This window comes from Luteimonas sp. A537 (genome assembly GCF_054052065.1).
The window spans coordinates 182,038-207,666 of the sequence record NZ_JBSVRH010000003.1 but is presented as its reverse complement, the minus strand read 5'-3'; the positions used below and the strand labels follow the sequence as shown (position 1 = coordinate 207,666).

At 69.3% G+C, this 25,629-nt stretch carries 18 protein-coding genes; 16 read left to right on the top strand and 2 right to left on the bottom strand.

Annotation, left to right across the window (positions count from 1 at the left end; translation table 11 throughout):
• The first annotated feature begins 22 nt into the window (after positions 1–22).
• The 11 genes from rsmG to ACW7GZ_RS08505 all read left to right on the top strand — a co-directional run bounded on the left by rsmG (position 23) and on the right by ACW7GZ_RS08505 (position 16,753).
• Complete coding sequence (rsmG, locus tag ACW7GZ_RS08555; protein WP_457008784.1) at positions 23–664, top strand: 16S rRNA (guanine(527)-N(7))-methyltransferase RsmG; 642 nt, start codon at positions 23–25, stop codon at positions 662–664.
• A 67-nt stretch (positions 665–731) separates the two neighbouring features.
• A complete protein-coding gene (locus tag ACW7GZ_RS08550) occupies positions 732–1,520 on the top strand; it encodes a ParA family protein (protein ID WP_457008783.1) in 789 nt (262 codons plus the stop codon).
• Entirely contained in the window at positions 1,517–2,449 is a 933-nt protein-coding gene (locus ACW7GZ_RS08545; protein WP_457008781.1) for a ParB/RepB/Spo0J family partition protein, read from the top strand. Before ACW7GZ_RS08550 ends, ACW7GZ_RS08545 begins: the two co-directional genes overlap by 4 nt.
• Before the next feature lie 267 nt (positions 2,450–2,716).
• Entirely contained in the window at positions 2,717–2,953 is a 237-nt protein-coding gene (gene rpmB / locus ACW7GZ_RS08540; RefSeq protein ID WP_343276403.1) for a 50S ribosomal protein L28, read from the top strand.
• Positions 2,954–2,963: 10 nt separating this feature from the next.
• The gene (gene rpmG / locus ACW7GZ_RS08535) at positions 2,964–3,128 is read left to right on the top strand and encodes a 50S ribosomal protein L33 (protein ID WP_133322566.1); all 165 of its coding nucleotides are present in this window, start codon (positions 2,964–2,966) and stop codon (positions 3,126–3,128) included.
• Between the two features lie 215 nt (positions 3,129–3,343).
• Positions 3,344–6,802: a hybrid sensor histidine kinase/response regulator gene (locus ACW7GZ_RS08530; RefSeq protein ID WP_457004301.1), complete on the top strand. Its 3,459-nt coding sequence runs from the start codon at positions 3,344–3,346 to the stop codon at positions 6,800–6,802.
• Between the two features lie 127 nt (positions 6,803–6,929).
• A complete protein-coding gene (locus ACW7GZ_RS08525) occupies positions 6,930–7,559 on the top strand; it encodes a hypothetical protein (protein WP_457004299.1) in 630 nt (209 codons plus the stop codon).
• A gap of 34 nt (positions 7,560–7,593) precedes the next feature.
• Positions 7,594–9,468: a hypothetical protein gene (locus tag ACW7GZ_RS08520; RefSeq protein WP_457004297.1), complete on the top strand. Its 1,875-nt coding sequence runs from the start codon at positions 7,594–7,596 to the stop codon at positions 9,466–9,468.
• A gap of 61 nt (positions 9,469–9,529) precedes the next feature.
• Entirely contained in the window at positions 9,530–14,881 is a 5,352-nt protein-coding gene (locus ACW7GZ_RS08515; protein ID WP_457008779.1) for a DNA repair ATPase, read from the top strand.
• A 2-nt stretch (positions 14,882–14,883) separates the two neighbouring features.
• Positions 14,884–15,630, top strand: coding sequence for a hypothetical protein (locus ACW7GZ_RS08510; RefSeq protein WP_457008777.1), 747 nt, complete (start codon positions 14,884–14,886; stop codon positions 15,628–15,630).
• Between the two features lie 19 nt (positions 15,631–15,649).
• On the top strand, positions 15,650–16,753 hold the full coding sequence (locus ACW7GZ_RS08505) for a toxic anion resistance protein (RefSeq protein WP_457004292.1): 1,104 nt from the start codon (positions 15,650–15,652) through the stop codon (positions 16,751–16,753).
• 2 nt (positions 16,754–16,755) lie between these two features.
• Here the strand turns inward: ACW7GZ_RS08505 and ACW7GZ_RS08500 are convergent, their stop codons facing one another.
• Together ACW7GZ_RS08500 and acs are read right to left on the bottom strand one after the other, a co-directional pair.
• Positions 16,756–17,424 (bottom strand): response regulator, encoded by a 669-nt coding sequence (locus tag ACW7GZ_RS08500; RefSeq protein ID WP_457004290.1) that lies wholly within the window; start codon positions 17,422–17,424, stop codon positions 16,756–16,758.
• A 6-nt stretch (positions 17,425–17,430) separates the two neighbouring features.
• The gene (acs, locus tag ACW7GZ_RS08495) at positions 17,431–19,377 is read right to left on the bottom strand and encodes an acetate--CoA ligase (RefSeq protein WP_457008775.1); all 1,947 of its coding nucleotides are present in this window, start codon (positions 19,375–19,377) and stop codon (positions 17,431–17,433) included.
• 111 nt (positions 19,378–19,488) lie between these two features.
• On the opposite strand from acs, the gene ACW7GZ_RS08490 reads away from it, so the two are divergent.
• From ACW7GZ_RS08490 to ACW7GZ_RS08470, 5 genes are all read left to right on the top strand, one after another.
• Positions 19,489–21,306 carry a putative nucleotidyltransferase substrate binding domain-containing protein gene (locus tag ACW7GZ_RS08490; RefSeq protein WP_457008773.1) on the top strand — a complete coding sequence of 606 codons (1,818 nt, stop codon included), beginning with the start codon at positions 19,489–19,491 and terminating at the stop codon, positions 21,304–21,306.
• Position 21,307: 1 nt separating this feature from the next.
• Positions 21,308–21,925 carry an exonuclease domain-containing protein gene (locus ACW7GZ_RS08485; protein ID WP_457004284.1) on the top strand — a complete coding sequence of 206 codons (618 nt, stop codon included), beginning with the start codon at positions 21,308–21,310 and terminating at the stop codon, positions 21,923–21,925.
• Between the two features lie 114 nt (positions 21,926–22,039).
• Positions 22,040–23,434: a DcaP family trimeric outer membrane transporter gene (locus ACW7GZ_RS08480; RefSeq protein WP_457008771.1), complete on the top strand. Its 1,395-nt coding sequence runs from the start codon at positions 22,040–22,042 to the stop codon at positions 23,432–23,434.
• 28 nt (positions 23,435–23,462) lie between these two features.
• Positions 23,463–23,720 carry a DUF4212 domain-containing protein gene (locus ACW7GZ_RS08475; protein WP_132985879.1) on the top strand — a complete coding sequence of 86 codons (258 nt, stop codon included), beginning with the start codon at positions 23,463–23,465 and terminating at the stop codon, positions 23,718–23,720.
• Between the two features lie 10 nt (positions 23,721–23,730).
• The gene (locus ACW7GZ_RS08470) at positions 23,731–25,506 is read left to right on the top strand and encodes a sodium:solute symporter family protein (RefSeq protein WP_457004280.1); all 1,776 of its coding nucleotides are present in this window, start codon (positions 23,731–23,733) and stop codon (positions 25,504–25,506) included.
• Positions 25,507–25,629 lie beyond the last annotated feature (123 nt).

The following is a 25,629-nucleotide window of genomic DNA, read 5'->3' as shown; positions in this document are numbered from 1 at the left end:
CGGCGCCGCCTACAATGGCCGCATGCACACCGACCCCCACGCCGCGCTCGATGCCGGCCTTGCCGAGCTTGGCCTGGATCCCGCGCTGGCCCCGCCGCTGCGCCGCTACCTCGAGCTGCTGGCGCGCTGGAACCGCACCTACAACCTGACCGCCATCCGCGACCCGCGCGAGATGGTGACCCTGCACCTGCTCGATTCGCTGTCGATGCAGGCCCATGTGCGTGGCATCGCCAGCCTGGCCGACCTCGGCACCGGCGCCGGCCTGCCCGGCATCCCGCTGGCGATCGCGCTGCCCGGGCTGCAGGTCACCCTGGTCGAATCCAACGGCAAGAAGGCGCGCTTCCTGCGCGAGGCCGTGCGCACATTGGGACTCGCCAACGCGCAGGTGGCCGAATCGCGGGCCGAGGCCGTGGACATGCCCGGCGCCTTCGAGGCGATCACCGCGCGCGCCATGGCCACCCTGGCCGACATCCTCGCCGTCGGTGGCCACCTGCTGGCGCCTGGCGGCCGGCTGCTGGCAATGAAGGGCGCGCGCCCCGAGGCCGAACTCGCCGCGCTGCCCGCGGGTTGGCAGGTCGAAGCCGTGCGTCCGCTGGCCGTGCCAGGGCTTGCCGCAGAACGCCACCTGGTGGTGGTGGGCCGCGCGGCGCCCGCCGGGGCATAATCACCGACCCGGTCACGATTCCGTTCCGGGTTCCCGCCGCACCCCTGCATCGAGGCAGACCGAGCCCATGGCCCGCATCATCGCCATCGCCAACCAGAAAGGCGGCGTCGGAAAGACGACCACGGCGGTGAACCTTGCCTCCGCGCTCGCGCAGACGCCCAAGCGCGTGCTGCTGGTCGACCTCGACTCGCAGGGCAACGCGACCATGGGCAGCGGCGTGGACAAGCGCGAGCTGGCCGCATCCACCTGCGACGTGCTGCTGGAAGAAGTCAGTGCCGCCGATGCCCTGGTGCGCACGCCCGAAGGCTTCGACCTGCTGCCCGGCAACACCGACCTGACCGCGGCCGAGATCGAGCTGATGGACGAGGAGGGTCGCGAGCAGCGCCTCAAGCGCGCGCTCGACCCGCTGCGCCCGAAGTACGACTACATCATCATCGACTGCCCGCCGGCGCTGTCGCTGCTCACGCTGAACGCGCTCACCGCCGCCGACAGCGTGCTGGTGCCGATGCAGTGCGAGTACTACGCGCTGGAAGGCCTGAGCTCGCTGCTGCAGACCATCGAGGCGCTGAAGCAGAAGCTCAATCCGGCGCTCGAGATCGAAGGCGTGCTGCGTACCATGTTCGACGTCCGCAACAACCTCACCAACGCGGTTTCGGCCGAGCTCGTCACCCACTTCGGCGACAAGGTCTTCCGCACCATCGTGCCGCGCAACGTGCGCCTGGCCGAAGCGCCCAGCCATGGCCAGAGCATCGTCGGCTACGACCGCGCCTCGCGCGGCGCCATCGCCTACCTTGGCCTTGCCGGGGAAGTGATCCGCCGCCAGCGCGAGCGCGAACAGAAGGAGAAGGCGGCATGACCGCAGCCAGGAAGCCGCCGGCCAAGGCCGGCGCGGCGAAGAAGCGCGGCCTCGGCCGCGGCCTTGAGGCCCTGCTCGGCCCCAAGGCCGCCGAAGACGCGCCGGCGCTCGAGGCGCGCCCCGGCGACGCCCTGCGCACCCTGCCCGTGGACGCGCTGGCGCCGGGCAAGTACCAGCCGCGGCGGCACATGGATCCGGCGAAACTGACCGAGCTTGCCGAATCAATCCGCGCCCAGGGCGTGATCCAGCCGATCGTGGTCCGCCGCCTGCCCGACCGCACCTACGAAATCATCGCCGGCGAGCGCCGCTGGCGCGCCACGCGCGAAGCCGGCCTGGCCGAGATCCCCGTGGTGGTGCGCGAAGTCGACGACCGCACGGTCGTGGCGATGGCGCTGATCGAGAACATCCAGCGCGAAGACCTGAACCCGCTTGAAGAAGCCCAGGCCCTGCAGCGCCTGATCGACGAGTTCGACCTGACCCATGCCGCCGCTGCCGAAGCCGTGGGCCGCTCGCGCGCGGCGGTCTCCAACCTGCTGCGCCTGCTTGAGCTGCCGCCGGCGATCCGCGCACTGGTCGAGGCCCGGCGCCTGGAGATGGGCCACGCCCGCGCGCTGCTGACGCTGTCGCCGGAGCTGGCCAGCAAGCTTGCCGCCGACGCCGCCGAACACGGCTGGTCGGTGCGCGAGGTCGAGCATCGCGCCCAGCAGTTCGCCGCCGGCCGGGTGCCGACGACCGCGAAGAAAAAGGGCAGCGGCAGCACCGCACGCCCGCAGGCCGACATCGTGGCGCTGGAGAACGAGCTGTCCGGCGTCCTCGCGGCCAAGGTCACCATCGCCCATGGCCGCGGGAACAAGGGCAAGCTGGTGATCCATTACAGCGACCTGGATTCGCTGGACGGGGTGCTGGAGCGGCTGCGCGGCCAGCGCTGAGACACATCGCACGCCCTGGCCTGGGCCAGGAACGGGGTCGGGACCAGGAACGGGTCCGGGCTTGCCTTGGATGGGTGCGAACCCGCATAATGCTTGGCTCGCTGCGTCCGGCCGCCCCACAAGGCGGTCCCGGCGGCCCGGAATGCGATCCGGCGCCTGCCCGGCAGCAACCAATGACCCGCATCGCATGGCGCATCCCACACGGGAGTCGCCGGGGCCGCCGTCCCCCAGGCCATGGGGAACACCCAATCACCATCGAGGTGCGTTATGTCCCGAGTTTGCCAGGTGACCGGCAAGCGCGTGCAGACCGGCAACAATGTCTCGCACGCCAACAACAAGACCCGTCGCCGTTTCCTTCCCAACCTGCACGAGCGCCGGTTCTGGGTTGCCAGCGAGAACCGCTGGGTGAAGCTGCGCGTTTCCGCGGCTGCCATGCGCACCATCGACAAGAATGGCATCGACTCGGTCCTGTCCGAGCTGCGTGCCCGCGGCGAAAAGGTCTGAGGAGAACAACATGCCCAGCAAGCGCGACAAAATCCGCCTGATCTCTTCGGCCAACACCGGCCACTTCTACACCACCGACAAGAACAAGAAGAACACGCCCGGCAAGATGGAGATCAAGAAGTACGATCCCGTCGTCCGCAAGCACGTGATCTACAAGGAAGGCAAGATCAAGTAAGGCCCCGGCCTCACGCGATTTTCGAAAGGCCCGCCGCAAGGCGGGCCTTTTCGTTCGTGGGAGCGGCCATGACCGCGATGGCACGCGCTATCCTCCCCCGATGGCCCGTGGGAGCGGCTATAGCCGCGATTGACAGTCCCGGACCCCGATCGCGGCTGTAGCCGCTCCCACAAGACTGCGGGGTGGGCCTTCTTTCCTCGTGGAGGGGGACGCGGATGCTGCCGGGCTGGATCCTGTTGCTGGTGTCGCTGGGCTACGCGGCGCTGCTGTTCGCGGTGGCGTGGTGGGGCGACCGCCACCCGGTGCACATGCGCGCCGGCGGCACGTGGATGCGGCCGCTGGTCTACAGCCTGTCGTTGGCGGTGTACTGCTCGTCGTGGACGTTCTACGGTGCGGTCGGTAGCGCGGCCCACAACGGCATCGGCTACTTCGCGATCTACCTTGGTCCGCTGCTCATGCTGCTGTTCGGCTGGCGCATCCTCGAGCGCCTGGCGCTGATCGCGCAGTCGCAAAGCACAGTGTCGATCGCCGACTTCATCGCCGCCCGCTACGGGCGCGCGCAGCGGCTGGCGGCCCTGGTCACCCTGATCGCTCTGATCGCCGCGGTGCCCTACCTCGCACTGCAGTACAAGGCGGTGGCGCTGAGCCTGCAGGTGCTCGGTGGCGGCGACGAGCTGCTGGCCAGCATCGGCGACCCGGCGCTGTACGTGGCCGTGCTGATGGCGCTGTTCGCGATCCTCTACGGCACCCGCCAGGTGGACGCCACCGAGCACCGCCCGGGCATGATGTTGGCCATCGCGCTGGAGTCGATGGTCAAGCTGGTGGCGCTGCTGTTCGTGGGCGTGTTCGCCGTGTTCTGGTTCTCCGGCAGCGAGCTCCAGCTGGCCGATGCCACGCGCACGCTGCTGGCCGAGGCCCCGCCGGTGGGCTTCATCGGCCAGACCCTGCTCGCATTCACCGCGATCATCTGCCTGCCGCGGCAGTTCCACGTCGCGGTGGTGGAATGCATGGACGTGGCCGACATCCGGCGCGCGCGCTGGATGTTCGGCAGCTACCTGGCGCTGGTGTCGCTGGCGGTGCTGCCGATCACCGCCGCGGGCCTGGCGATGTACGGCGACGGCTCGGTCGCTTCGGCGGACACCTTCGTGCTCGGGCTGCCGCTCGGCGAGGGCCGCGACCTGCTGGCGCTGTTCGCCTACGTCGGCGGCTTCTCCGCGGCCACCGGCATGGTGATCGTGTCCAGCGTGGCGCTGGCGACCATGGTCTCCAACGACCTCATCATGCCGCCGCTCTTGGCGCGGGGCTGGGCGCAGCGCCACGACGGCAACGTGGCCTCCACCGTGCTGTGGATCCGGCGCGCGACCATCGTCTGCCTGGCCGCACTGGCCTGGGGCTATTACCGGGTCAGCGGCAGCGACACCACGCTGGCCTCCTACGGGCTGATGTCGTTCGCGGCCGTGGCGCAGTTCGCGCCGGCGCTGATCGGCGGGCTGTACTGGCGCGGCGCCAGCCGCCAGGGCGTGGAGGCCGGCCTTCTGCTGGGCTTCGCGATGTGGCTCTACACGCTGTTGCTGCCCACGCTGACCGATGCGGGCTGGCTTGATGGCGCGTGGCTGCGCGACGGCCCCTTCGGCATTGGCTGGCTGCGGCCGCGCCAGCTGTTCGGGCTCGAAGGCTGGGACGCACTGACACACGGCACCTTCTGGTCGCTGCTGGTCAACGTCGGCGCGCTGCTCCTGGTGTCCGCGCGCTGGCGGCCGGGCTTCGAGGAACGGCTGCGGATCGCGCCCTTCCTCGATCCCTACGCCGCCGCGCAGCTCCCGCTGGGGACCGGCGTGCCTTACAGCTCGATGCAGGTTGGCGACCTGCTGGTCCTGGCCGGTCGCTTCGTCGGCGGCACCACCGCGCGCCGCGCCTTCGCCGACCACGCCGTCGCCAGCGGTCGCGAGCTGGAGCCGGCCACGCCCACCGACCGCGGCTGGGCCCAGTTCACCGAACGCCTGCTGGCCGCCGCGATCGGCGCCTCTTCGGCGCGGCTGGTGATGACCAGCGCGCTGAAGGGCTCCGGCATGGACGTGGCCGAAGTGGTCGCGGTGCTCGACGAGGCCGGCCAGGACCTGCGCTTCGACCGCGCCATCCTGTCGGCCACGCTCGACAACCTCGACCAGGGCGTGAGCGTGGTCGACCGCGGGATGCGCCTGGTGTCCTGGAACCTGCGCTATGCGGAGCTGTACGACTACCCCGAAGGCATGCTCTACGTCGGCCGCCAGGTGGCCGACCTGATCCGCTACAACGCGCTGCGCGGGGAACTCGGCGGCGGCAACCCCGACATCGAGGCCGAGGTCGAGAAGCGCATGGACTACATGCGCGCGGGTTCTCCCTACGTGTTCGAGCGCGTGCGCAGCAACGGCCAGGTGGTGGAGATGCGCGGCCAGCCACTGCCTGGCGGCGGCTATGTCACCAGCTACAGCGATGTCACCGAATACAAACGGGTGGAGCGCGAGCTGCGCGAGGTCAACGAAACGCTCGAACAGCGCGTGGCCATCCGCACCCGGGAGGCCGAGGCCGCGCAGGCCTCGCGCACCCGCTTCCTGGCCGCGGTCAGCCACGACGTGCTGCAGCCACTCAACGCCGCGCGCCTGTTCGCCTCGGCGCTGCGCGAAAGCGAGACCGTGGCCGAGCAGCGCCACCTTGCCGAGCGCGTCGACACCTCGCTGCGCGCCGCCGAGGAGCTGCTGGAGGGCCTGCTTGACGTCTCCCGCCTGGATGCCGGGGCCCTGCAGCCGCAGCTGCTCGATTTCGACGCCGCCGAGCTGCTGGCGGAACTGGCCGCGCAGTACGCCCCGCTCGCCGCCGCGCGTGGCATCGACCTGCGCGTACATGCCCCGCGCCTGCCGGTGCGCAGCGACCGCCGCCTGCTGCGCCGCGTGCTTCAGAACTTCCTCGCCAATGCCTTGCGCTACACCCGCGAAGGCCGCGTGGTGCTGGCCGCGCGCGCCCGTGGCGAGGTGGTCGAACTGCAGGTCTGGGATACCGGCCCGGGCATACCCGAGTATCACCTGCAGCAGATCTTCGACGAGTTCTTCCGCATCGAACACCCCGAGAGCTGGGACGCGCAGGGCCTGGGCCTGGGGCTCTCGATCTGCCAGCGCATTTCCCATGTGCTCGACCATCCGCTCAACGTGAGTTCGCGCAGCGGCCGCGGCAGCATGTTCTCGATCAGCGCACCGCGCGCCGCCCACGCCGAGCCGCGACCGGCGGCCACGCCCGCGGCCGGGCTTCCGGATTCGCTCGAGGGCATGTGCGTGCTGTGCGTCGACAACGACGTCGACATCCTCGCCGGCATGGCGATGCTGCTGGGACGCTGGAAGATCGACGTGCTGCGTGCGACCACCGTGGACGAGGCGCTGGAGAAGATGGCCCAGGCACCCGACGTGCTGCTCGTGGACTACCACCTGCACGACCGGATGGATGGCCTGGACACGCTGGATGCACTGCGCGAGCACGGGCCGCGCGTGCCCGGCGCGCTGGTGACCGCCGACGGCAGTGACCAGGTGAAGCGCGATGCGCGTGCCCGTGGCTACCGCGTGCTGACCAAACCGATCAAGCCGGCATCGCTGCGTGCGTTCCTGGCTGCGCAGCGGAGCGCACACGTGGCGGGTCATGTGCCCTGATGCCTCAAGACGGTCACATCCAACCATTCGTCCGCGTCCTGTACTGAACAGATGGCATCCGGGGCTGGCATCATGTCCGGCCCGGGGAACCGGCCGCTCGCATCGCATCGGCCGACAGGAGGGCAAGATGGAGGCATTCCTCACTACATCGCTTGAATTTCCGACGCTGCTCTACAGCGTCCTGCTTGGCGGCTGCCTGGCCTATTGGCTGCTGGCGTCCATCGGCCTGGTCGAGATCGACGGCCTCGACGCCCTCGACCTGGGCGTCGACGCCGAACCGGGCGGCATCGCCGGACTCTTCGGCCGCCTCGGGCTGGCCGGGGTGCCGACGATGCTGGTGGCCACCCTGGTGGTGTTCTTCGCCTGGCTGGCGACCTATTTCGTGCAGCTGCTGGTGCTGCAACACTTCCCCGGTCCGCTGCGCTGGCTGCTTGGCGCCGGCGTTGCCCTGCTCGCGCTGCCGCCGGCAGTCCTTGCCACGGCCACCGCGCTGCGGCCGGTCCGGCGCTGGCTGCTGCGCCTGCGCCCGCCGGCGGCCACCTCCCTGCTCGGCCGCGTGGCGGTGGTGCGCACCCCGGACGTGGACGCCTCGCACGGCATGGCCGATCTCGACGACGGTGGCGCCGGGCTGGTGCTGCAGGTGCGCGGGGACGTGGCGGCCGGGATGAAGCGCGGCGACCGGGTCGTCCTGATCGCACATGCGCTCGACAGAAACACCTGGAACGTCGTGCCCGAGCGCGACTACGAACACCTTTGATCGAAACGAACAAGACACGACTGGAGAAACATCGATGGAATTCGCCCTGTTCGCCCCCTTCCTGATCGGCATCGGCATGCTGTTGGTCGTGCTGGTCGGCATCGCCGGTCTGTTCAAGGCCTTCTACAAGAAGGTCGACCAGGGCACCGCCTTGATCGTGAACGACCTCAGCTCCACGCCCAAGGTGCGCTTCACCGGCGGGCTGATCATCCCGGTGCTGTACCGCGCCGAGTTGATGAAGATCAGCCTGATCACGCTGCAGATCGATCGCCGCGGCAAGGAGGGCCTGATCTGTCGCGACAACATGCGCGCCGACATCGCGGTGGCCTTCTACCTGCGCGTCAACGAGACCCAAGCCGACGTGCTGCGCGTGGCCAAGTCGTTGGGCGCCGACCGCGCCTCGGACAAGCACGCGGTCGACGAGCTGTTCAACGCCAAGTTCTCCGAAGCGCTGAAGACGGTGGGCAAGAAGTTCGAGTTCACCGACCTGTTCGAGAAGCGCCAGGAGTTTCGCGACGAGATCATCAAGGTCATCGGCAACGACCTCAACGGCTACGTGCTGGAAGACGTCGCGATCGACTACCTGGAGCAGACGCCCAAGCAGGTCCTGGATCCGAACAACATCCTCGACGCCGAGGGCATCCGCAAGATCACCGAGCTGACCGCGTCGCAGAACGTGATCACCAACGAGCTGTCGCAGAACGAGCACCTGGCGATCACCAAGAAGAACGTCGAGACCCGCGAGGCGACGCTGGCACTGGAACGCCAGCAGGCCGAGGCCGAGGCCCGCCAGAAGCGCGAGATCGAAACCATCCAGGCGCGCGAGACCGCCGAGACCTTGCGCGTGCAGGAAGAGCAGCGCCAGCTGTCCGAGAACGCACGCATCGAGGCCCAGCAGCTGATCGACATCCGCGACCAGAACCGCATGCGCGAGGTGGAGGTCGCCGAGCAGAACCGCCAGCGCGCGGTGGCCATCGAGGCCGAGCGCGTCGAGCGCGCGAAGCAGCTGGAGCAGGTCACCACCGATCGCGAAGTGCAGCTGCAGGGCGTCGAGCGCGACAAGGTCGTCGAGCAGGGACGGATGGACGTTGCCAACATCACCCGCGAGCGCATCGCCATCGACAAGACGGTGGCGCAGGAGGAGGAGCGCATCAAGGAAGTACGCGAAGTCTCCGAGGCCGACCGCCTGAAGCAGATCGCGATCCTCGACGCCGAGGCGCGCGCGCAGCAGGCGCTGCTTGAGCAGGTCAAGGAGGCCGAGGCCAGCGAGACCGCCGCCAGGCATCGCGCGGTTGAGATCACCACCCTGGCCCAGGCCGAGCTGGAGGCCGCGCACAAGCAGGCCGAGGCCAAGAAGTCCCTGGCCGAGGGCGTGCGCGCCGAGCAGGCGGCACCCGGCCTGGCCGAGGCCCAGGTCAAGGAAGCCGGCGCGATCGCGATCGAGAAGGTCGGCGTGGCCGAGGCCCGCGTGGTCGATGCCATGGCCGACGCCAACCTCAAGCAGGGCAAGACCGAGGCCACGATCCTGGCCGAGAAGCTGTTCGCCGAGGCCGAGGGCCTGACCAGAAAGTTCCTGGCCATCGACGCCCTGACCGACAACGCGCGCAGCCACGAGGAATACCGCATGGCGCTCGACACCAGCCTCAAGCAGGCGCTGGCCTCGATCGAGGCGGGCAAGGAAGTGTCGAAGGAGAACGCCGAGGTCGTCGCCACCGCGCTGCGCAACGCCAACATCGACATGGTCGGCGGCGACGGCGGCATGTTCGACAGCCTGATCAAGGCGATCTCGCTGGGCAAGTCGATCGAGGGCCTGACCGACAAGAGCCCGGTGGTGCAGGAGCTGATGCAGAAGTACCTGGGCGTCGGCGGCGGCCGCGCGCTGCCCGCGAACAGCGGCGAGCCTCGCTGACCCGGCACGCCCGCGTGGCGATCCGCGCGGGCGCCATCGCAGTACAGGAATGACGCAGTCGATGACCGAACCGAACCCGACCACCGATCCCGCGCAAGCCGCAGCCGAGGCCGGCGCCGGCAATGCCGCCGCAGTCGACCAGGCCGTCACCCAGGGTGGCGCCTACGAAGTGCTCAGGCGCCGCCTCGCCGAACAGGGCGCACAGCTCCGCGGCATCGTCGACGGGCTCAACGCCCGCCGCCTGGAGGAATTCGGCGACAGCCGGATGGAGGTCGCCGGACGCTTCCGCATCCGCACCGAGAACAACTGCGTCGGCCGCGACATCGTCCAGGTCGGCGACGACCTGCTGCTGTTCGGCTACAACGTCTACCTCGGCCTGAAGACGCGGACCCGGATCGAGGACGTGTTCGGCCTGTACCGGCTGGTCGAAGGCCCCGACGGCTACGACGTGACCCCGGTCGACTTCAGGGACACGCTCCTCGCCGATCCCGGCTTCGTCCACGACTTCACCGAGCTCTACGCCTATTACAAGCACGCGCGCCTGCTCCAGCTGATCGTGCGCGACGGCAAGCTGCTGGCCGCGTTCCAGATCGGCGAGCGCAGCAGCGACGTGCGCGTGTTCCGCTGGGCGATCTCCAGCCGCGGCGAATTCACCTGGATCGACTCCCGCGGCGAGCGCGACATCGCGCTGCCGCCGGCCTTCGACTTCGAATGGTCCCGCGCAACCCGCGACCTCGAGGAGACCGGGCGCCATCCGCACCTCAACATCCTCGACACCGTCTTTGTCGAGACCACCGGCGGCGACCTGACGGTCAAGGTCGAGAACAACACCGAGACCGGCCAGGGCGTGTACAGCGAGCCGGTGGAGGACGCGACCCAGTCGCTCGACGACGCCACGATCGACTTCGCGCGCGTCGGCTCGCTGGTGCTGCTGAAGATCCTGCCCTACCGCGAGACCGAATGGCGCGGCCTGGTCTACAACACGATCACCGGCACCGTGACCCGCATCGACGCCATCGTGCAGGCCTGCGTGCAGCTCCCCGAGGATCACGGCATCGTGTTCCCTGGCGGCTACTACCTGCAGAACGGCGAGCACAAGGCCTTCGACGCGCAGATGGACGGCATGCAGTACCGCCGCAGCATCCGCTCGCCCAACGGCGAGGACGTGATGTACGTCTTCTACCACCGCGAGGCCGGGCGTTCGGCGTTGTTCGTCTACAACTCGATCCGGCGCGCGCTGCAGAACCCGGTGTTCGGCCACGGCTATGCGCTGCTGGCCGACGGGCGCATGGTGCTGTTCCACGCCGAGGGCGACGCGCCGACCCGCATCCACCCGATGCAGGTCTGGCGGACGCCGTTCACCAGCGAGGAGTTCGCCGCCCGGCGCCCGCCGGGCACCAGCTTCATGGGCCGGATCGGCAACGCCGCCCTGGTGCGCGGCGTCTCCGACCTGCTGGAGCTGGCGCGCACGATCGACGAACCACGGGCCTCGCTGCAGCGCTACCAGCTGCTGGTCGACGACGCGCGGCGCATGTTCGACGCGCACCACTGGATCGACGACGCACACTGCGAGGGCGCCGCGGACCTGCTGCACGCAATCAGCGCCACCGGCGAATCGGTGCTCGACGAGTACGAGAAGGTCGAGGACATCCGCCGCCAGTCCGGCGCCGCCATCGCCGAGGCGAACGCGGAGCAGAAGGCCCTGCTCGGACGGCTGCGGCCGGAGAACTGGGCCGGCATCGGCGAATACGTCGACGCGCTGCGCGACATCTCGCGCCAGCGCGGCCACCTGCTGACCGTCCGCGACCTCCGCTACATCGACACCGCCGCCATCGACGCGATGGGCGCGGAGCTGCAGGAGGCGCACGACGCCATCGGCGCCGCCACCGGCGGGTTCCTCGGCGGCGACAAGGCGCTGCAGCCCTTCCATGAGCGCCTGAAGCAGCTTGATGCGGACGCGCAGGCGGCGGAGACCGCACGCACACTGGCCGAGGCGCTCGACGGCCTGCGCGCGATGTCCGCCGAGCTCGACATGCTGTCCGAGCTGATGGCCAGCCTGAAGGTCGACGACGCCACCCGGCGCACGGCCGTGGTCGAGGCGATCTCCGCGATCTATGCGCGCCTGAACCAGACCCGCGCGCGCGCGGAACAGAAGCGCCGCAGCCTGGGGTCGGCCGAGGCCGTGGCCCAGTTCGGCGCGCAGTTCACCCTGTTCGGCCAATCGATCACCAGCGCCCTGGGCCTGGCCACCGATCCGGAGCGCGCCGACGAGCAGCTGTCGCGGCTGATGGTCCAGCTGGAGGAGCTGGAGAGCCAGTTCGGCGAGCACGAACAATTCCTGGGCGACATCCTCGCCAAGCGCGAGGAGTTGCTGGACACCTTCGAGGGGCACAAGCAGACGCTCCTCGACGACCGCCAGCGCCGCGCACAGGCGGTGTTCGACGCCGCCGCGCGTATCCTCGACGGCCTGCCGCGGCGCACCGAGCGTTTCGCAAGCGCCGACGAGCTCAACGCCTTCTTCGCCGGCGACCCGCTGATCCTCAAGCTGCGCGAGCTGGCGGACCGGCTGCGTGCGCTGCGCGACAGCGTCAAGGCCGACGACGTCGAGGCACGGCTGAAGGGCGTGCGCGACCAGGCGGTGCGCAGCCTGCGTGACCGCAGCGACCTGTTCGAGGACGGCGGCAATGTCATCCGCCTCGGCCCGCGACACCGCTTCAGCGTCAACACCCAGCCGCTGGACCTGACCATCCTGCCGCGGGGCGACGCACTGGCGATCCACCTGACCGGTACCGACTACTACGAAACCATTCACGACGACGAGCTCGAAGCGCTGCGCGACTGGTGGCAGGTGGCGCTGGAATCCGAGTCACCTGCGCTGTATCGCGGCGAATACCTGGCCGGCCTGGTGCTGGACGCCGCGGTCGCCGGGCGCGACAACCTCGACATGGACGCCCTGGACAAGGCCGCCGCCGACCCGGAGGCCCTGGAGCGCCTGGTCCGCGACTTCGCGGCTCCGCGCTATCGCGAAGGCTACGAGAAGGGCATCCACGACCACGATGCCGCCCTGCTGCTCCGCGCCCTGCTGCCGCTGCACCGCAATGCCGGCGCCCTGGTGCACGCGCCGGTCGCGCGCGCGCTCGCGCTGGTCGCCTGGCAGCAGCTGCAGGGCGATGCCGAAGCAAAGGCCTGGCCGCAGCGCGCCGTCGGCGCAGAGGCCGTGCACACCCTGTTCGGTTCGCGCGAAGGACTGGACGCGCTGCGCGGGGACATCGCGACAACTCTGGGCACCTTCGTCGCCGACCACGCGCTCCCCGTCGACGCCTCGCTGGCCGGCATCGGCGCCGACTACCTGGTCGAAGAGCTGCGCAGCGGCGACCCGACCTTCGGCTTCAGCCACTACGCGCGCGACCTGGTCGACGCGCTGCGCGCGAAGCTGCAGGCCGCGGACATGGAGGACAGCTTCGACCGTTCGCTGGAGCGCCTGGCCGTGCGCCCCGCCGCGCAGTGGGCGCTGGCGGCGCAGTGGCTGCAGGCGATGTGCGCGCAGGGCGCGTACGCCGAGCTCGCCGGCTACGTGCCGGAAGCCATCGCCCTGCTGCTCACCGGGCGCGCGCTGCGCCACCGCATCGTCGACACGACCCTGATCGCGCGGGTAGAGGGCCTGCTCGGCGAACACCCGCGCATGGCCGGCGGCCGCATGGCCCTGCCCATCGACGACTTCCTGCTGCGCTTTCGCCGGCACTGCAGCCACTTCATCCCGGGATTCGAGGGCTACCAGGCGATTCGCCAGCGCATCGCCAGCCGCGAGCGCGAGGCGCTGCGCCTGTCCGAATTCAAGGCGCGGCCCCTGAGCTCCTTCGTCCGCAACCGCCTGCTCGACGAGGTCTACCTGCCGATCATCGGCGACAACCTCGCCAAGCAGATGGGCACCGTGGGCGAGAACAAGCGCAGCGACCTGATGGGTCTTTTGATGCTGATCTCGCCGCCCGGCTACGGCAAGACCACGCTGATGGAGTACGTGGCCGACCGCCTGGGCCTGGTTTTCATGAAAATCAACGGCCCGGCGCTGGGGCACGAGGTGAAGTCACTGGACCCGGAGCAGGCGCCCGACGCCACCTCGCGCCAAGAGCTGGAAAAACTCAACCTGGCGCTGGAGATGGGCAACAACACGATGCTGTATGTCGACGACATCCAGCACACCCATCCCGAGTTCCTGCAGAAGTTCATCTCGCTGTGCGACGGCACGCGCCGCATCGAGGGTGTATGGAAGGGGCGCACGCGCACCTATGACATGCGCGGCAAGAAATTCTGCGTGGTGATGGCCGGCAACCCCTACACGGAGTCCGGCGAGGTGTTCCGGATCCCGGACATGCTTGCCAACCGCGCCGACATCTACAATCTCGGCGACGTGCTTGGCGGCATGGAAGAGGCGTTCAAGCTCAGCTACATCGAGAACAGCCTGACCTCGAGCCCGGTGCTGGCCCCACTGGCCACGCGCGAGCTGTCCGACCTGCACCTGCTGGCCGACAAGGCCTCGGGTCACGACGTGTCCACCAACAACCTTTCGCACGTCTACAGCGGCGCCGAGGTCAACGAGATCGTGGCCACGCTGCAGCGGCTGATGCAGGTGCGCGACGTGGTCTACCGCGTCAACCAGCAGTACATCGCCAGCGCCGCGCAGTCCGACCGCTACCGCACCGAGCCGCCGTTCAAGCTCCAGGGCAGCTACCGCAACATGAACAAGCTGGCGGAAAAGGTCTCGCCGGTGATGAACGCCGCCGAGCTGCAGCAGCTGATCGCCGACCACTACATGGGCGAGTCGCAGCTCTTGACCACCGGCGCCGAGGAGAACCTGCTCAAGCTGGCCGAGCTGCGCGGCACGATGACCACGGAGCAGTCCGCGCGCTGGGAGCAGGTCAAGCGCGACTTCCTGCGCAACAAGGCCATGGGCGGCGAGGATGCCGACACCGGCGCCCGCGTGGTCGCTCAGCTGGCCGACATCGCATCCGGCCTGCAGTCGCTGCAGGACCTGCGCGCCGGCGCCCCGGCGCAGGCCGAGGTGCCATGGGACGCGCTACTTGCATCGCTGCAGGCAAATGCCGTCCGCTCCGCCGATGCCTTGACCGATACCGGTGCCACCGACACGCCCTGGCTGCAGGCGCTTCCCGAAGCGATGCGCGGCGCGTTCGAGCCGATGCTCGCGCACCTGTCGCAGGGCCAGGACAGGCAGGCGGAGCTCAACGTCGCGCTGGTGAAGCTCCTCGACCTGCTGCGCACGAAGCTGGCCGACGCCCCGGCCCCTGGCAGCGCGCCGACGCGGCGCAGGCGCACTCCCACTGCGCAGGAGATCGAGCTGGAGGAACTGCTGCGCCAGCTGCGCATCCGCAACGGCGAAAAGCCGGACGAGGTCTGAGCATGGCCAATGGGCAAGGGGATCCGCCCGTCGATCTCGATGATGCGCTGGCCGTGCTGCACTATGGGCAGGATGCGCTGGACAGTGGACTCGAAGCGCGGGTCGCCGCCGCGCTCGACCACGCCGACGCGGCCGCCCTCGTGGCGTGCCTGGAGGATCTGCGTCGCGCCCTGCAAGCCCATGACCCGCGCAGCGCGCGCCGCGGCGTGGGCCTGGTCGGACGGCTCATGGGCCGCGACGTGCTGGCTGAATCGGAAGCCGTGGCGCTGCGCACGCGCATGGGCACCCTGGTCGCCGCGGCCGACCGCAGTGCGGCTGCGCTGGAAGCACGTGGAGTCATCCAGCAGCAGTTGCAGGCCAGGACCGAAGCCGCCATCACCGGCCTCGATTCCGCGATCTCGCGTGCCCGCGACTGGCTGGAAGCGCATGCGGATGCCGGCGCAACCACCGATGCCGCCCCGCCAGGCACGGCAGCCCCGGGGCGCGCGAACCTCGAGCGCCGCCTGGGACAGCTCGCCACCGTGCAAACCGCGCGACAGCTCGGCCTGCGCCAGCTGGAACTGCTGCATGCGCAAGACCTCGAACTGCTCGCACGCTACCGGCGCATCCGCGACGTCCTGCTTCCCGCCTGGCGCCAGCAGGCGCTGGCCGAGGCCGGCACGTCGGGCCGTCGCCGCGCCGGCGATGCCGCCAAAGCCTGGGCGGCCATCGAGTCCGAAGTGGACGCGATGGCCGGTAAACTCGATTGATCCATCACGGAGAACCCGCATGAGCCAGGACCCCACGGACCACGGCGCCCTCGTCCCCGCCGCCGACGTGCTCGACGACGCCACGCTCAAGACCCTCGGGCTGACCACGGCCGACGCCGGCGCCATCGCCGAGATCGGCAAGTCCCTACAGGACATCACGCCCGGCAACCTGCATGTCTTCGGCCGCGAGGCCGCGGGCAAGACCGCGGCCTTCTCCAGCCAGATGCTCGACCAGGTGCGCAACCGCGACCTCGACGAGGCCGGCGACAAGCTCGGCGAAGTCGTGCGCATCGCGCGTTCGCTGGATCTGGAGAGCTTCGCCGGGCGTTCCAAGGTGCCGGTGATCGGCGGCCTGATCGACCGCATGCGCGCGTCGAAGGACGACCTGGTGCAGAAGTTCGGCAGCACCAACCAGCAGATCGAGCAGCTGATGCGCGACGTGGCGCAGAAGCAGGGCACCCAGGCGCAGCGCGTGGGCGAGTTCGACCGCATGCACGACATCGTCCGCGACGAGCGCCACGCGCTGGGGCTGCACGTCGCTGCCGGCAAGGTTCGCCTGGCCGAACTGGCCGCCGAGCAGCAGTCGCTGGCCGGCCAGGAAGACCCGGCCTCGCGCGACCGCCGCGCCGGGGTCGAGAACGCGATGCGCCTGCTCGACAAACGCGTCGGCGACCTGACCGTGATGCAGCACGCCGCCGATCAGTCACTGCCGATGATCCGTTTGATCCAGGCCAACGCGATCCAGCTGATCGAGAAGTTCAACGCGGTGCGCAACATCACGATCCCGTCTTGGAAGCGCCAGTTCGCGATCCAGCTCTCGCTCAACGAGCAGAAGAACGCGGTCGAGCTCTCGAACGCGATCGACGATGCCACCAACGAGATCATGCGCAGGAACGCCGACATGATGCGGCAGACCTCGGTCGAGACCGCGAAGGCGAACCAGCGCGCGGTGATCGACATCGGCACCCTGCGCCACGTCCACGAACAGCTGATCCAGACCGTGGAAGAAGTCCGCACCATCCATCGCGACGGCATGCAGGCCCGTCGCCAGGCCGAGGTCGAGCTGGTGCAGCTGCGCGAGGACGTGCAGAAGCGACTGGTCGCCCCCGCGCAGGAAGGCTGAGCTCAGTCGCCTTCGTCGGGCTGCGGCGCGATCGCGCCGGGCTCCAGGGCAAGCTTGCCGGCGATCAGCACCGCCTGGGTGCGGTTGCTGGCGCCAAGCTTGCGCAGGACCGCGGTCATGTGGGCCTTGACGGTGGCCTCGGATACATCCAGCTCCCACGCGATCTGCTTGTTGAGCAGGCCCATGCCCAGCATCTGCAGCACGCGGAACTGCTGCGGGGTGAGGTCGGCCACGCGCTTGGCGGCGTCGTGCTCCTCCGCACCCGCGGCCGGGGCGGCAAGCGCGGCCGCCGGCGCCCAGCGGTCGCCGTCCAGCACCTGCGCCAGCGCCCGGCCCAGCGTGGCCGAGTCCACCGACTTGGGGATGAAGCCCATGGCGCCGTGATCCAGCGCGCGGCGCATCACCGCAGGCTCCTCGCGCGCGGACACCACCACCACCGGGAGCTCCGGGTGCTGCGCGCGCAGGTGCACCAGGGCGCTGAAGCCCTGTGCACCCGGCATGTTGAGGTCAAGCAGCAGCAGGTCGGCGTCGGGCTCGGACTCCACCAGGGCGTAGAGCTTGTCGACGTTATCGGCTTCGCGCAGGGTGGCCTCGGGCATCACGCGTGCAACGACCCCCCGCAGCGCTTCGCGGAACAGGGGGTGGTCGTCGGCGATCAGCAGGGTGGCCACGTGCGCTCACGCACCCCGTCGGTTGCCCAGCAGCGCGTCGACCACGGACGGGTCGGCGAGCGTACTGGTGTCACCGAGCTGGTCGGGCGCGTTCTCGGCGATCTTGCGCAGGATGCGCCGCATGATCTTGCCCGAACGCGTCTTCGGCAGCGCCGGCGCCCACTGCAGGAAGTCGGGCGAGGCGATCGGGCCGATCTCCTTGCGCACGTGCGCGACCAGCTCCTTGAGCAGTTCGTCGCTTTCGACCTCGCCCGCGATCAGGGTCACGTAGGCGTAGATGCCCTGGCCCTTGATGTCGTGCGGGAAGCCGACCACGGCGGCCTCGGCCACCTTGGGATGCAGCACCAGCGCGCTTTCCACTTCCGCGGTGCCGATGCGATGGCCGGACACGTTGATCACGTCGTCGACGCGGCCGGTGATCCAGTAGTAGCCGTCGGCATCGCGGCGCACGCCGTCGCCGGTGAAGTAGCTGCCGGGATAGGCGGCGAAGTAGGTGTCGAAGAAGCGCTGGTCGTCGCCATAGACGGTGCGCATCTGGCCGGGCCAGGAGTCCATGATCACCAGGTTGCCCTCGGCCTCGCCCTCCAGGATGTTGCCGGCGGCGTCCACGATCGCCGGCTGCACGCCGAAGAAGGGCTTGGTGGCCGAACCCGGCTTGGTCGCCCAGGCGCCGGGCAGCGGCGAGATCAGGATGCCGCCGTTCTCGGTCTGCCACCAGGTGTCGACGATCGGGCAACGGCCGTCGCCGACCACGTCGTTGTACCAGCGCCAGGCCTCGGGATTGATCGGCTCGCCGACGCTGCCCAGGAGGCGCAGCGACTTGCGCGAGGTGCGCTTCACCGGCTCGTCGCCCTCGCGCATCAGAGCGCGGATGGCGGTCGGGGCCGTATAGAAGATGGTGACCTGGTGCTTGTCGATGACCTGCCAGAAGCGCGAGGCGTCCGGATAGCTGGGCACGCCCTCGAAGATCAGCGAGGTGGCGCCGTTGGCCAGCGGCCCATAGACGATGTAGCTGTGGCCGGTGACCCAGCCGACGTCGGCGGTGCACCAGTAGACGTCGTCTTCCTTGAGGTCGAACACGCACTCGTGGGTGTAGGCGGCGAACAGCAGGTAGCCGCCGGTGGTGTGCAGCACGCCCTTGGGCTTGCCGGTGGACCCCGAGGTGTAAAGGATGAACAGCGGGTCCTCGGCGTTCATGCGCTCGGGCTCGCAGGTGTCCGGCTGGCCGTCGACCACGGCGTCGTACCAGCGGTCGCGCGGCATCTGCATGTCGACCGCGCCGCCGGTATGGCGCACCACCAGCACCGTCTCGACAGTGGTGGTGCCCGGCAGCTTGAGCGCGGCGTCGACGTTCGCCTTCAGCGGCACCCTCTTGCTGCCGCGCAGGCCCTCGTCGGCGGTGATGATGAGCTTGGCGCCGCTGTCGCCGACGCGATCTGCGATCGAGTTGGCAGAGAAGCCGCCGAAGACCACGTTGTGCACCGCGCCGATGCGCGCACAGGCAAGCATGGCGACGGCCGCTTCGACGATCATCGGCAGATAGATGGTGACGCGGTCACCCTTGGCGATGCCGAGGCTGCGCAGGGCGTTGGCCAGGCGGCAGACGCGGGCGTGCAGCTCGCGGTAGCTGACGCGCCTGGCCTCGCCATCGGGGCTGTCGGGCTCGAATACCAGCGCGGTCTTGTCCCCGCGGGTGGCGAGATGGCGGTCGAGGCAGTTCACGCTGACGTTGAGCTCGCCATCGGCGAACCAGCGGATCCTGAAGTCCTCGCGGTCGAAGCTGACGTCGCGGATGCGGGTCGGCGGCTTCATCCAGTCCAGGCGCCCGGCGATGCGGCCCCAGAACGCGTCGGGATCGCGGATGGACTCGGCGTAGTCGCGGTCGTAGTCAGCCTGCGTGACGTTGGCCTGCGCGGCGAAGTCCTCGGGGACGGGGTAGATATCTTCGGACATGGCGGCTCACCCTCTGGAACGTGTACAGGTCAGTTTGCCGCATTGCCAGGCGGCGCGGTTTTTAGACCTTGGTCTATTCACCGCCCCGCGCGGGCGACGCACAATGCGGCCATGGATCCCGTGCCCGGCCTGGACCTCAGCCTGCCGCCGTTCGACCTGCTCGACGACGCGGGGCGCCACCGCCTGCAGGCCAGCGTCGACATCGGCTTCCATCCCGGCGGCACCACCCTGATCGAAGCCGGCAAGGACTCGCCGCACGTCTTCGTCATCCTCAAGGGCCTGGTCCACGCCTTCCAGGTCGATGACCGCGGCCGCGAGGAGCGCTTCGCCGACTACGGGCCTGGCGACGTCATCGGCGCCTGGGCGGTCATGGCCGGGCGCGCGCGCCTGAGCTACCGCAGCGAAGGCGATTGCCTGAGCCACCTGGTCCCGGCCGCCACGTTCCGCCAGCTGCTGGCCGACAACCCGCGCGTGGCGGCGTACTTCAACGAAGGCCTGGCCACCAAGGGCCGGCTCTCCAGCAGCAGCGAACGGCGCGACGCCGGCGAGCTGATGGTGATCCGGGTAGGCGAGGCCGACCTGGCGCCGCCCGAGCGCGTCGACGCCACGACCACGATCGCCGCGGCCAGCGCGCGCCTGCGCGAGCGGCGCGTGGACTGCCTGCTGGTCTACGACCGCGACCACGACGCGCCGGGCATCGTCACCCGCACCGACCTGCTGGATGCGCTGACGCAGCAGCGCCTGCCGCTGGACGCGCCGATCGGCCCGCTGGCCACGCGCCCGCTGGCCACCATCGGCACCGGCGAAGTGCTGTTCCAGGCCCTGATCGACATGACCGAGCGCCAGATCGAGCGCGTGGTGGTCACCGAGGGCAGCCGGGTGGCGGGCACCCTGGGCATGGCCGAGGTACTGGCGCACTTCGCCAGTCATTCGCACCTGATCAGCCTGCGCCTGGCGCGCGCCCGCGACATCGACGCCATCGCCGAGGCCGCCTCCGGCATGACCCGGCTGGTGCGCAGCCTGAACGTCCACGGCGCGCGCATCGCCTACATGAGCGAGCTGGTCAGCGCGCTCAACAGCCTGATCATGGGCCGGGTCTTCGAGCTGGTGGTCCCGGTCGAGCTCCGCGACCGGATCTGCCTGCTGGCCATGGGCAGCGAGGGCCGCCGCGAACAGCTGCTCAAGACCGACCAGGACAACGCCCTGGTGCTCGCCGACGACCTCGACTGGCCCGGGCTGGCGGAAGCGATGGACCGCTTCAGCGCGGCGCTCGCCCAGGTCGGCTATCCGCCGTGCCCGGGCCGGGTGATGGTCGACAACCCGCACTGGCGGATGGGCGCGACGCAGTGGCGCGAGCGCATCGGCCAGTGGAAGCACGTGCATGGCGGCCAGGGCGCGCTGGACCTGTCGATCGCGCTCGACGCGCGGCCGGTGGCCGGCAACGCGGCGCTGTTCGCGCCGGTCAAGGACGCGCTGATGGCGCTGGGCGACGACGCGATCCTGCTCCACCACCTGGCCGCGGCCACGCTCGAGTTCGACACCCCGCTGACCTTTTTCGGCCGGGTCCGCGGCGGTGGCGGCGGCACCGACATCAAAAAGGGCGGCATCTTCCCGGTGGTCCACGGCCTGCGCTGCCTGGCGCTGCGCCACGGGATCACCGCCACCGGAAGCCGCGACCGCTGCGCCGCGCTGGTCGAGTGCGGCGAGCTGTCGCCGGGCCTGGGCCGCGACCTGCCGCAGGCACTCAACGTGTTCCAGCACATGCGCCTGGACGCGCAGTTCGCCGCGCTGGAAGCCGGCAAGGCGCCCGGCAACCACATCGATCCGTCGCGGCTGCGCCGGCTCGACCGCGAGCTGATGCGCGACGCACTGCACGTGGTCAAGGACTTCCGCAGCCACATCCGCCAAAGCTTCCACCTGCGGGACTAGGATGCGGGCTTTCCGGCGATGGCTGCTGAAGCGGAAGGCCGGCGACGGCGAATGGGCCGCCCTGCTGCGGCCCGCGCCACCCGGCGAATGGGTCAGCCTGGACCTGGAAACCACCGGCCTGGACCCGAAGCAGGACCATATCCTCAGCCTCGCCGCGGTGCCCGTGCGCGACGGTCGCGTGGTCACCTCCGAGCGCTTTGAGCGCCGCATCCGCGCCGACCGCGCCTTCGGCATCGAGTCCATCCGCCACCACCGCATCACCCCCGACGAGGCCGCGGAAGGCGTGGCGGTCACGGCCGCGGTGCGCGATTTCCTGCACTGGCTGGAGGGACGCACCCTGCTTGGCTACAACCTGTCCTTCGACCTGGCGATGCTGTCGCCGCACGTGCGCGCACTCACCGGCTTCAGCCTGCCCAACCCGCGCGCGGACCTGGCGGATGCCTTCGCCGCGCGCGAACGCCGCGCCCAGCCCAATGCGCCGCCCAACCTCGACTTCCAGCACATCGCCGGCGACCTCGGCGTTCCGCTGCTGGACCGCCACAGCGCGCTGGGCGACGCGGTCACCGTCGGCCTCTGCTGGCTGGCGCTGCAGGGGTCGCGCCGAACCACGGGCCGGTAGCACCGCAGGCGCGTCCGGCCCGCCGTATTCGACCAATGGCGAATAGGCGGGCACCCGCCACGCGGTCAGGCTCGGGACACCGCGCACTGCGCGGGCATCCTGTGGGAGGGAGCGATGATGACGAAACGACGCAACTCGCGGCGATTGCTGGCGACCGCGGTGCTGGTCGCACTGGCGGCACCCGGCATGGCCTTCGCGCAGAGCGCGAAGGAACAGGAGCTCGAGGCACGCGTGGCCCAGCTCGAAGCGCAGATCCAGACCCTGCTGCAGGGGCAGCAACAGCAGCAGGAAAGCATCACCCGGGCGCAGACCCGGCTCGACCAGGTCCAGGTCGCGCAGCCGGCGGCGACGCCGCTGCAGTCCAAGCCGATCCTCGCCAACCCGGACGCGGTGTTCACCTACGGCGGCTTCATCAAGTTCGACGCCATGGTCACCGATACCAGCGACGGCGCGATCGCCGAAGGTTCCGCCGGCCGCATGTTCTACGTGCCGGGCACGATCCCGGTCACCGCCAACGGCGCCGAGCCCGACAGCGATCCCTATACCGACTTCCACGCCGCGTTCTCGCGGTTCTGGTTCGCCGCCGACCACACCACCGAGGACGGCGACAAGTTCCGCGCCTACATCGAGGCCGACATGTACGGCGGCGGCAGCGCCAACCTCGGCAACGAGGTCAACACCAACACCCACGGCATCACCGTGCGCCAGGCCTTCGTCAGCTGGAACAGCTGGCTGGCCGGCCAGACCTGGTCGAACTTCCAGGACGTGGCGGCGCTGCCGGAGGCCGTGGACTTCGTCGGCGTCACCGAAGGCACCACCTTCGTCCGCCAGGCGCAGATCCGCTATACCAGCGGCCCGTTCTCGGTGGCCCTGGAGAACCCGCACACCACGGTCGGCACCATCGCCACCGCCGCGCGCAACAACGGCGGCGGCAGCGATTCGATGCCCGACGTGACCGCGCGCTACGTCATGAAGGGCGACTGGGGCCACTTCAGCGCCGCCGGCCTGCTGCGCCAGCTCAAATCCGGCGACGAAAGCGAGACCGGGGCCGCGGTCAGCCTCTCGGGCCGGTTCAACATCGGCGCCAACGACGACATCCGCTGGATGGCCAACTACGGCAGCGGCATCGGCCGCTACCTGGGCTTCGGCCTGGGCGCGGATTCGGTGCTCGACGCCAACGGCAACCTGCATGCGCAGGACGGCGCCGGCGGCTTCGTCGCCTGGCGGCACGCCTTCAACGGCAAGCTGCGCAGCAACCTGATGTATTCGGTGGCGGAGTTCGACAACGACCGCGGGCTTGCCGGCTGGGGAAGCGTCATCGATGCCAATGGAATCGTGCAGAGCTTCGGCGCGACCGAGCGCTCGCAGTCGTTCCACGCCAACCTGATCTATTCGCCGTTCCCCAAGCTCGACATCGGCGCGGAGATCGGCTGGGGCCAGCGTGAGCTCGAGGACAGCCGCAAGGGCGACCTCAAGCGCATCCAGACGACCGTCAAGTACACCTTCTGATCCACCTGCCTGAGGGGCAAAGACAGCCATGTCCGAGAAATCACCACAAAACTACTGGAAGGCCAATCTCCGGATCATCTTCATCTGCATGGGCATCTGGGCCCTGGTGTCGTACGGGTTCGGCATCATCCTGCGTCCGCTGCTCGCGGGCATCCGCATCGGCGGCACCGACCTCGGCTTCTGGTTCGCGCAGCAGGGTTCGATCCTGACCTTCATCGCGCTCATCGTTTTCTACACCTGGTACATGAACCGGCTCGATCGCGAGTACGACGTGGACGAGCAATAAGGGGCCGACCATGGATCAATTCACTCTCAACCTCATCTTCGTCGGCGGCTCGTTCCTGGTCTACATCGCGATCGCGATCTGGGCGCGGGCCGCTTCCACCTCCGAGTTCTACGCCGCGGGCCGCAGCGTCCATCCGGTGATGAACGGCATGGCGATCGCCGCGGACTGGATGTCGGCGGCCTCGTTCATCTCGATGGCGGGCCTGATCGCCTTCATCGGCTACGGCAATTCGGCGTACTTGATGGGCTGGACCGGCGGCTACGTGCTGCTGGCGATGCTGCTGGCGCCCTACCTGCGCAAGTTCGGCCGCTTCACCGTGCCCGAATTCATCGGCGACCGGTACTACAGTCGGACCGCGCGCCTGGTGGCGGTGGCGGCGCTCTTGATGATCTCGATCACCTACGTGATCGGGCAGATGACCGGCGCCGGCGTGGCGTTCTCGCGCTTCCTGGAGGTCGACACCAACACCGGCCTGCTGATCGCTTCGGCGGTGGTGTTCGTGTATGCGGTGCTGGGCGGCATGAAGGGCATCACCTACACCCAGGTGGCGCAGTACATCGTGCTGATCATCGCCTACACCATCCCGGCGGTGTTCATCTCGCTGCAGCTGACCGGCAATCCGATCCCGCAGCTGGGCCTGTTCTCCACCCATGTCGACAGCGGCATGCCGCTGCTGGCCAGGCTCGACCAGATCCTGGTGGACCTGGGCTTCAACGACTACACCGGGCTGCATGATTCCACCCTCAACATGACGCTGTTCACGCTGTCGCTGATGGTCGGCACCGCCGGCCTGCCGCACGTGATCGTCCGCTTCTTCACCGTGCCCAAGGTGTCCGACGCCCGCAAGTCGGCGGGCTGGGCGCTGGTGTTCATCGCCCTGCTCTACACCGTCGCCCCGGCAGTGGGCGCGATGGCACGCCTGAACATCCTGACCACGATCTACCCCGAAGGCACCCGTGCCGCCGAATCGCTCACCTATGAAGCGCGCCCGGACTGGATGCACAACTGGGAGCAGACCGGCCTGCTGGCGTTCGAGGACAAGAACGGCGACGGCATGATCCAGTCGTACAACGAGGCGAGCACCGAGTTCGCGGCGATCGCGGCCGAGCGCGGCTGGCAGGGCAACGAGATGGTTACCTTCAACCAGGACATCCTGGTGCTGGCGAATCCGGAAATCGCCGGCCTGCCCGGCTGGGTGATCGCCCTGATCGCGGCCGGTGGCCTGGCGGCGGCGCTGTCGACGGCGGCAGGCCTGCTGCTGGCGATCTCGTCGGCGGTGAGCCATGACCTGATCAAGCGCACGTTCAAACCCGACATCACCGAAAAGGGGGAACTGCTGGCAGCACGGGTGTCGATGGCGGCGGCGATCGTGCTCGCCACTTGGCTGGGCATGAATCCACCCGGATTCGCGGCGCAAACCGTGGCGTTCGCGTTCGGACTGGCGGCAAGCTCCCTGTTCCCGGCGATCATGATGGGCATCTTCTCCACGAAGATGAACTCCACCGGTGCGATCGTCGGCATGCTGACCGGCCTGGTCGCCACCAGCGTGTACCTGTTCACCTACAAGGGCTGGTTCTTCATCCCGGGGACCAACATGCTGGCCGACACCCCCGAGAACTGGCTGTTCGGCATCTCGCCGCTGGCCTTCGGCGCGATCGGCGCGCTCCTGAACTTCATCGCCGCCTACATCACGATGAAGGTGACTGCACCGGTGCCGGAACACATCCAGCACCTGGTCGAGGACATCCGCGTCCCGCGCGGTGCGGGCGCGGCCACCGGCCACTGATCCGCCTGCGGTACTGAAACGGCGGCCCGCTCCCGGCGACGGGGGCGGGCCGCTCTGCTTCCGGCGCGTGCGGTCCGGCGCACCGGGTCACGACTACAATTCCCGTCCACCTGTCAGCCACCG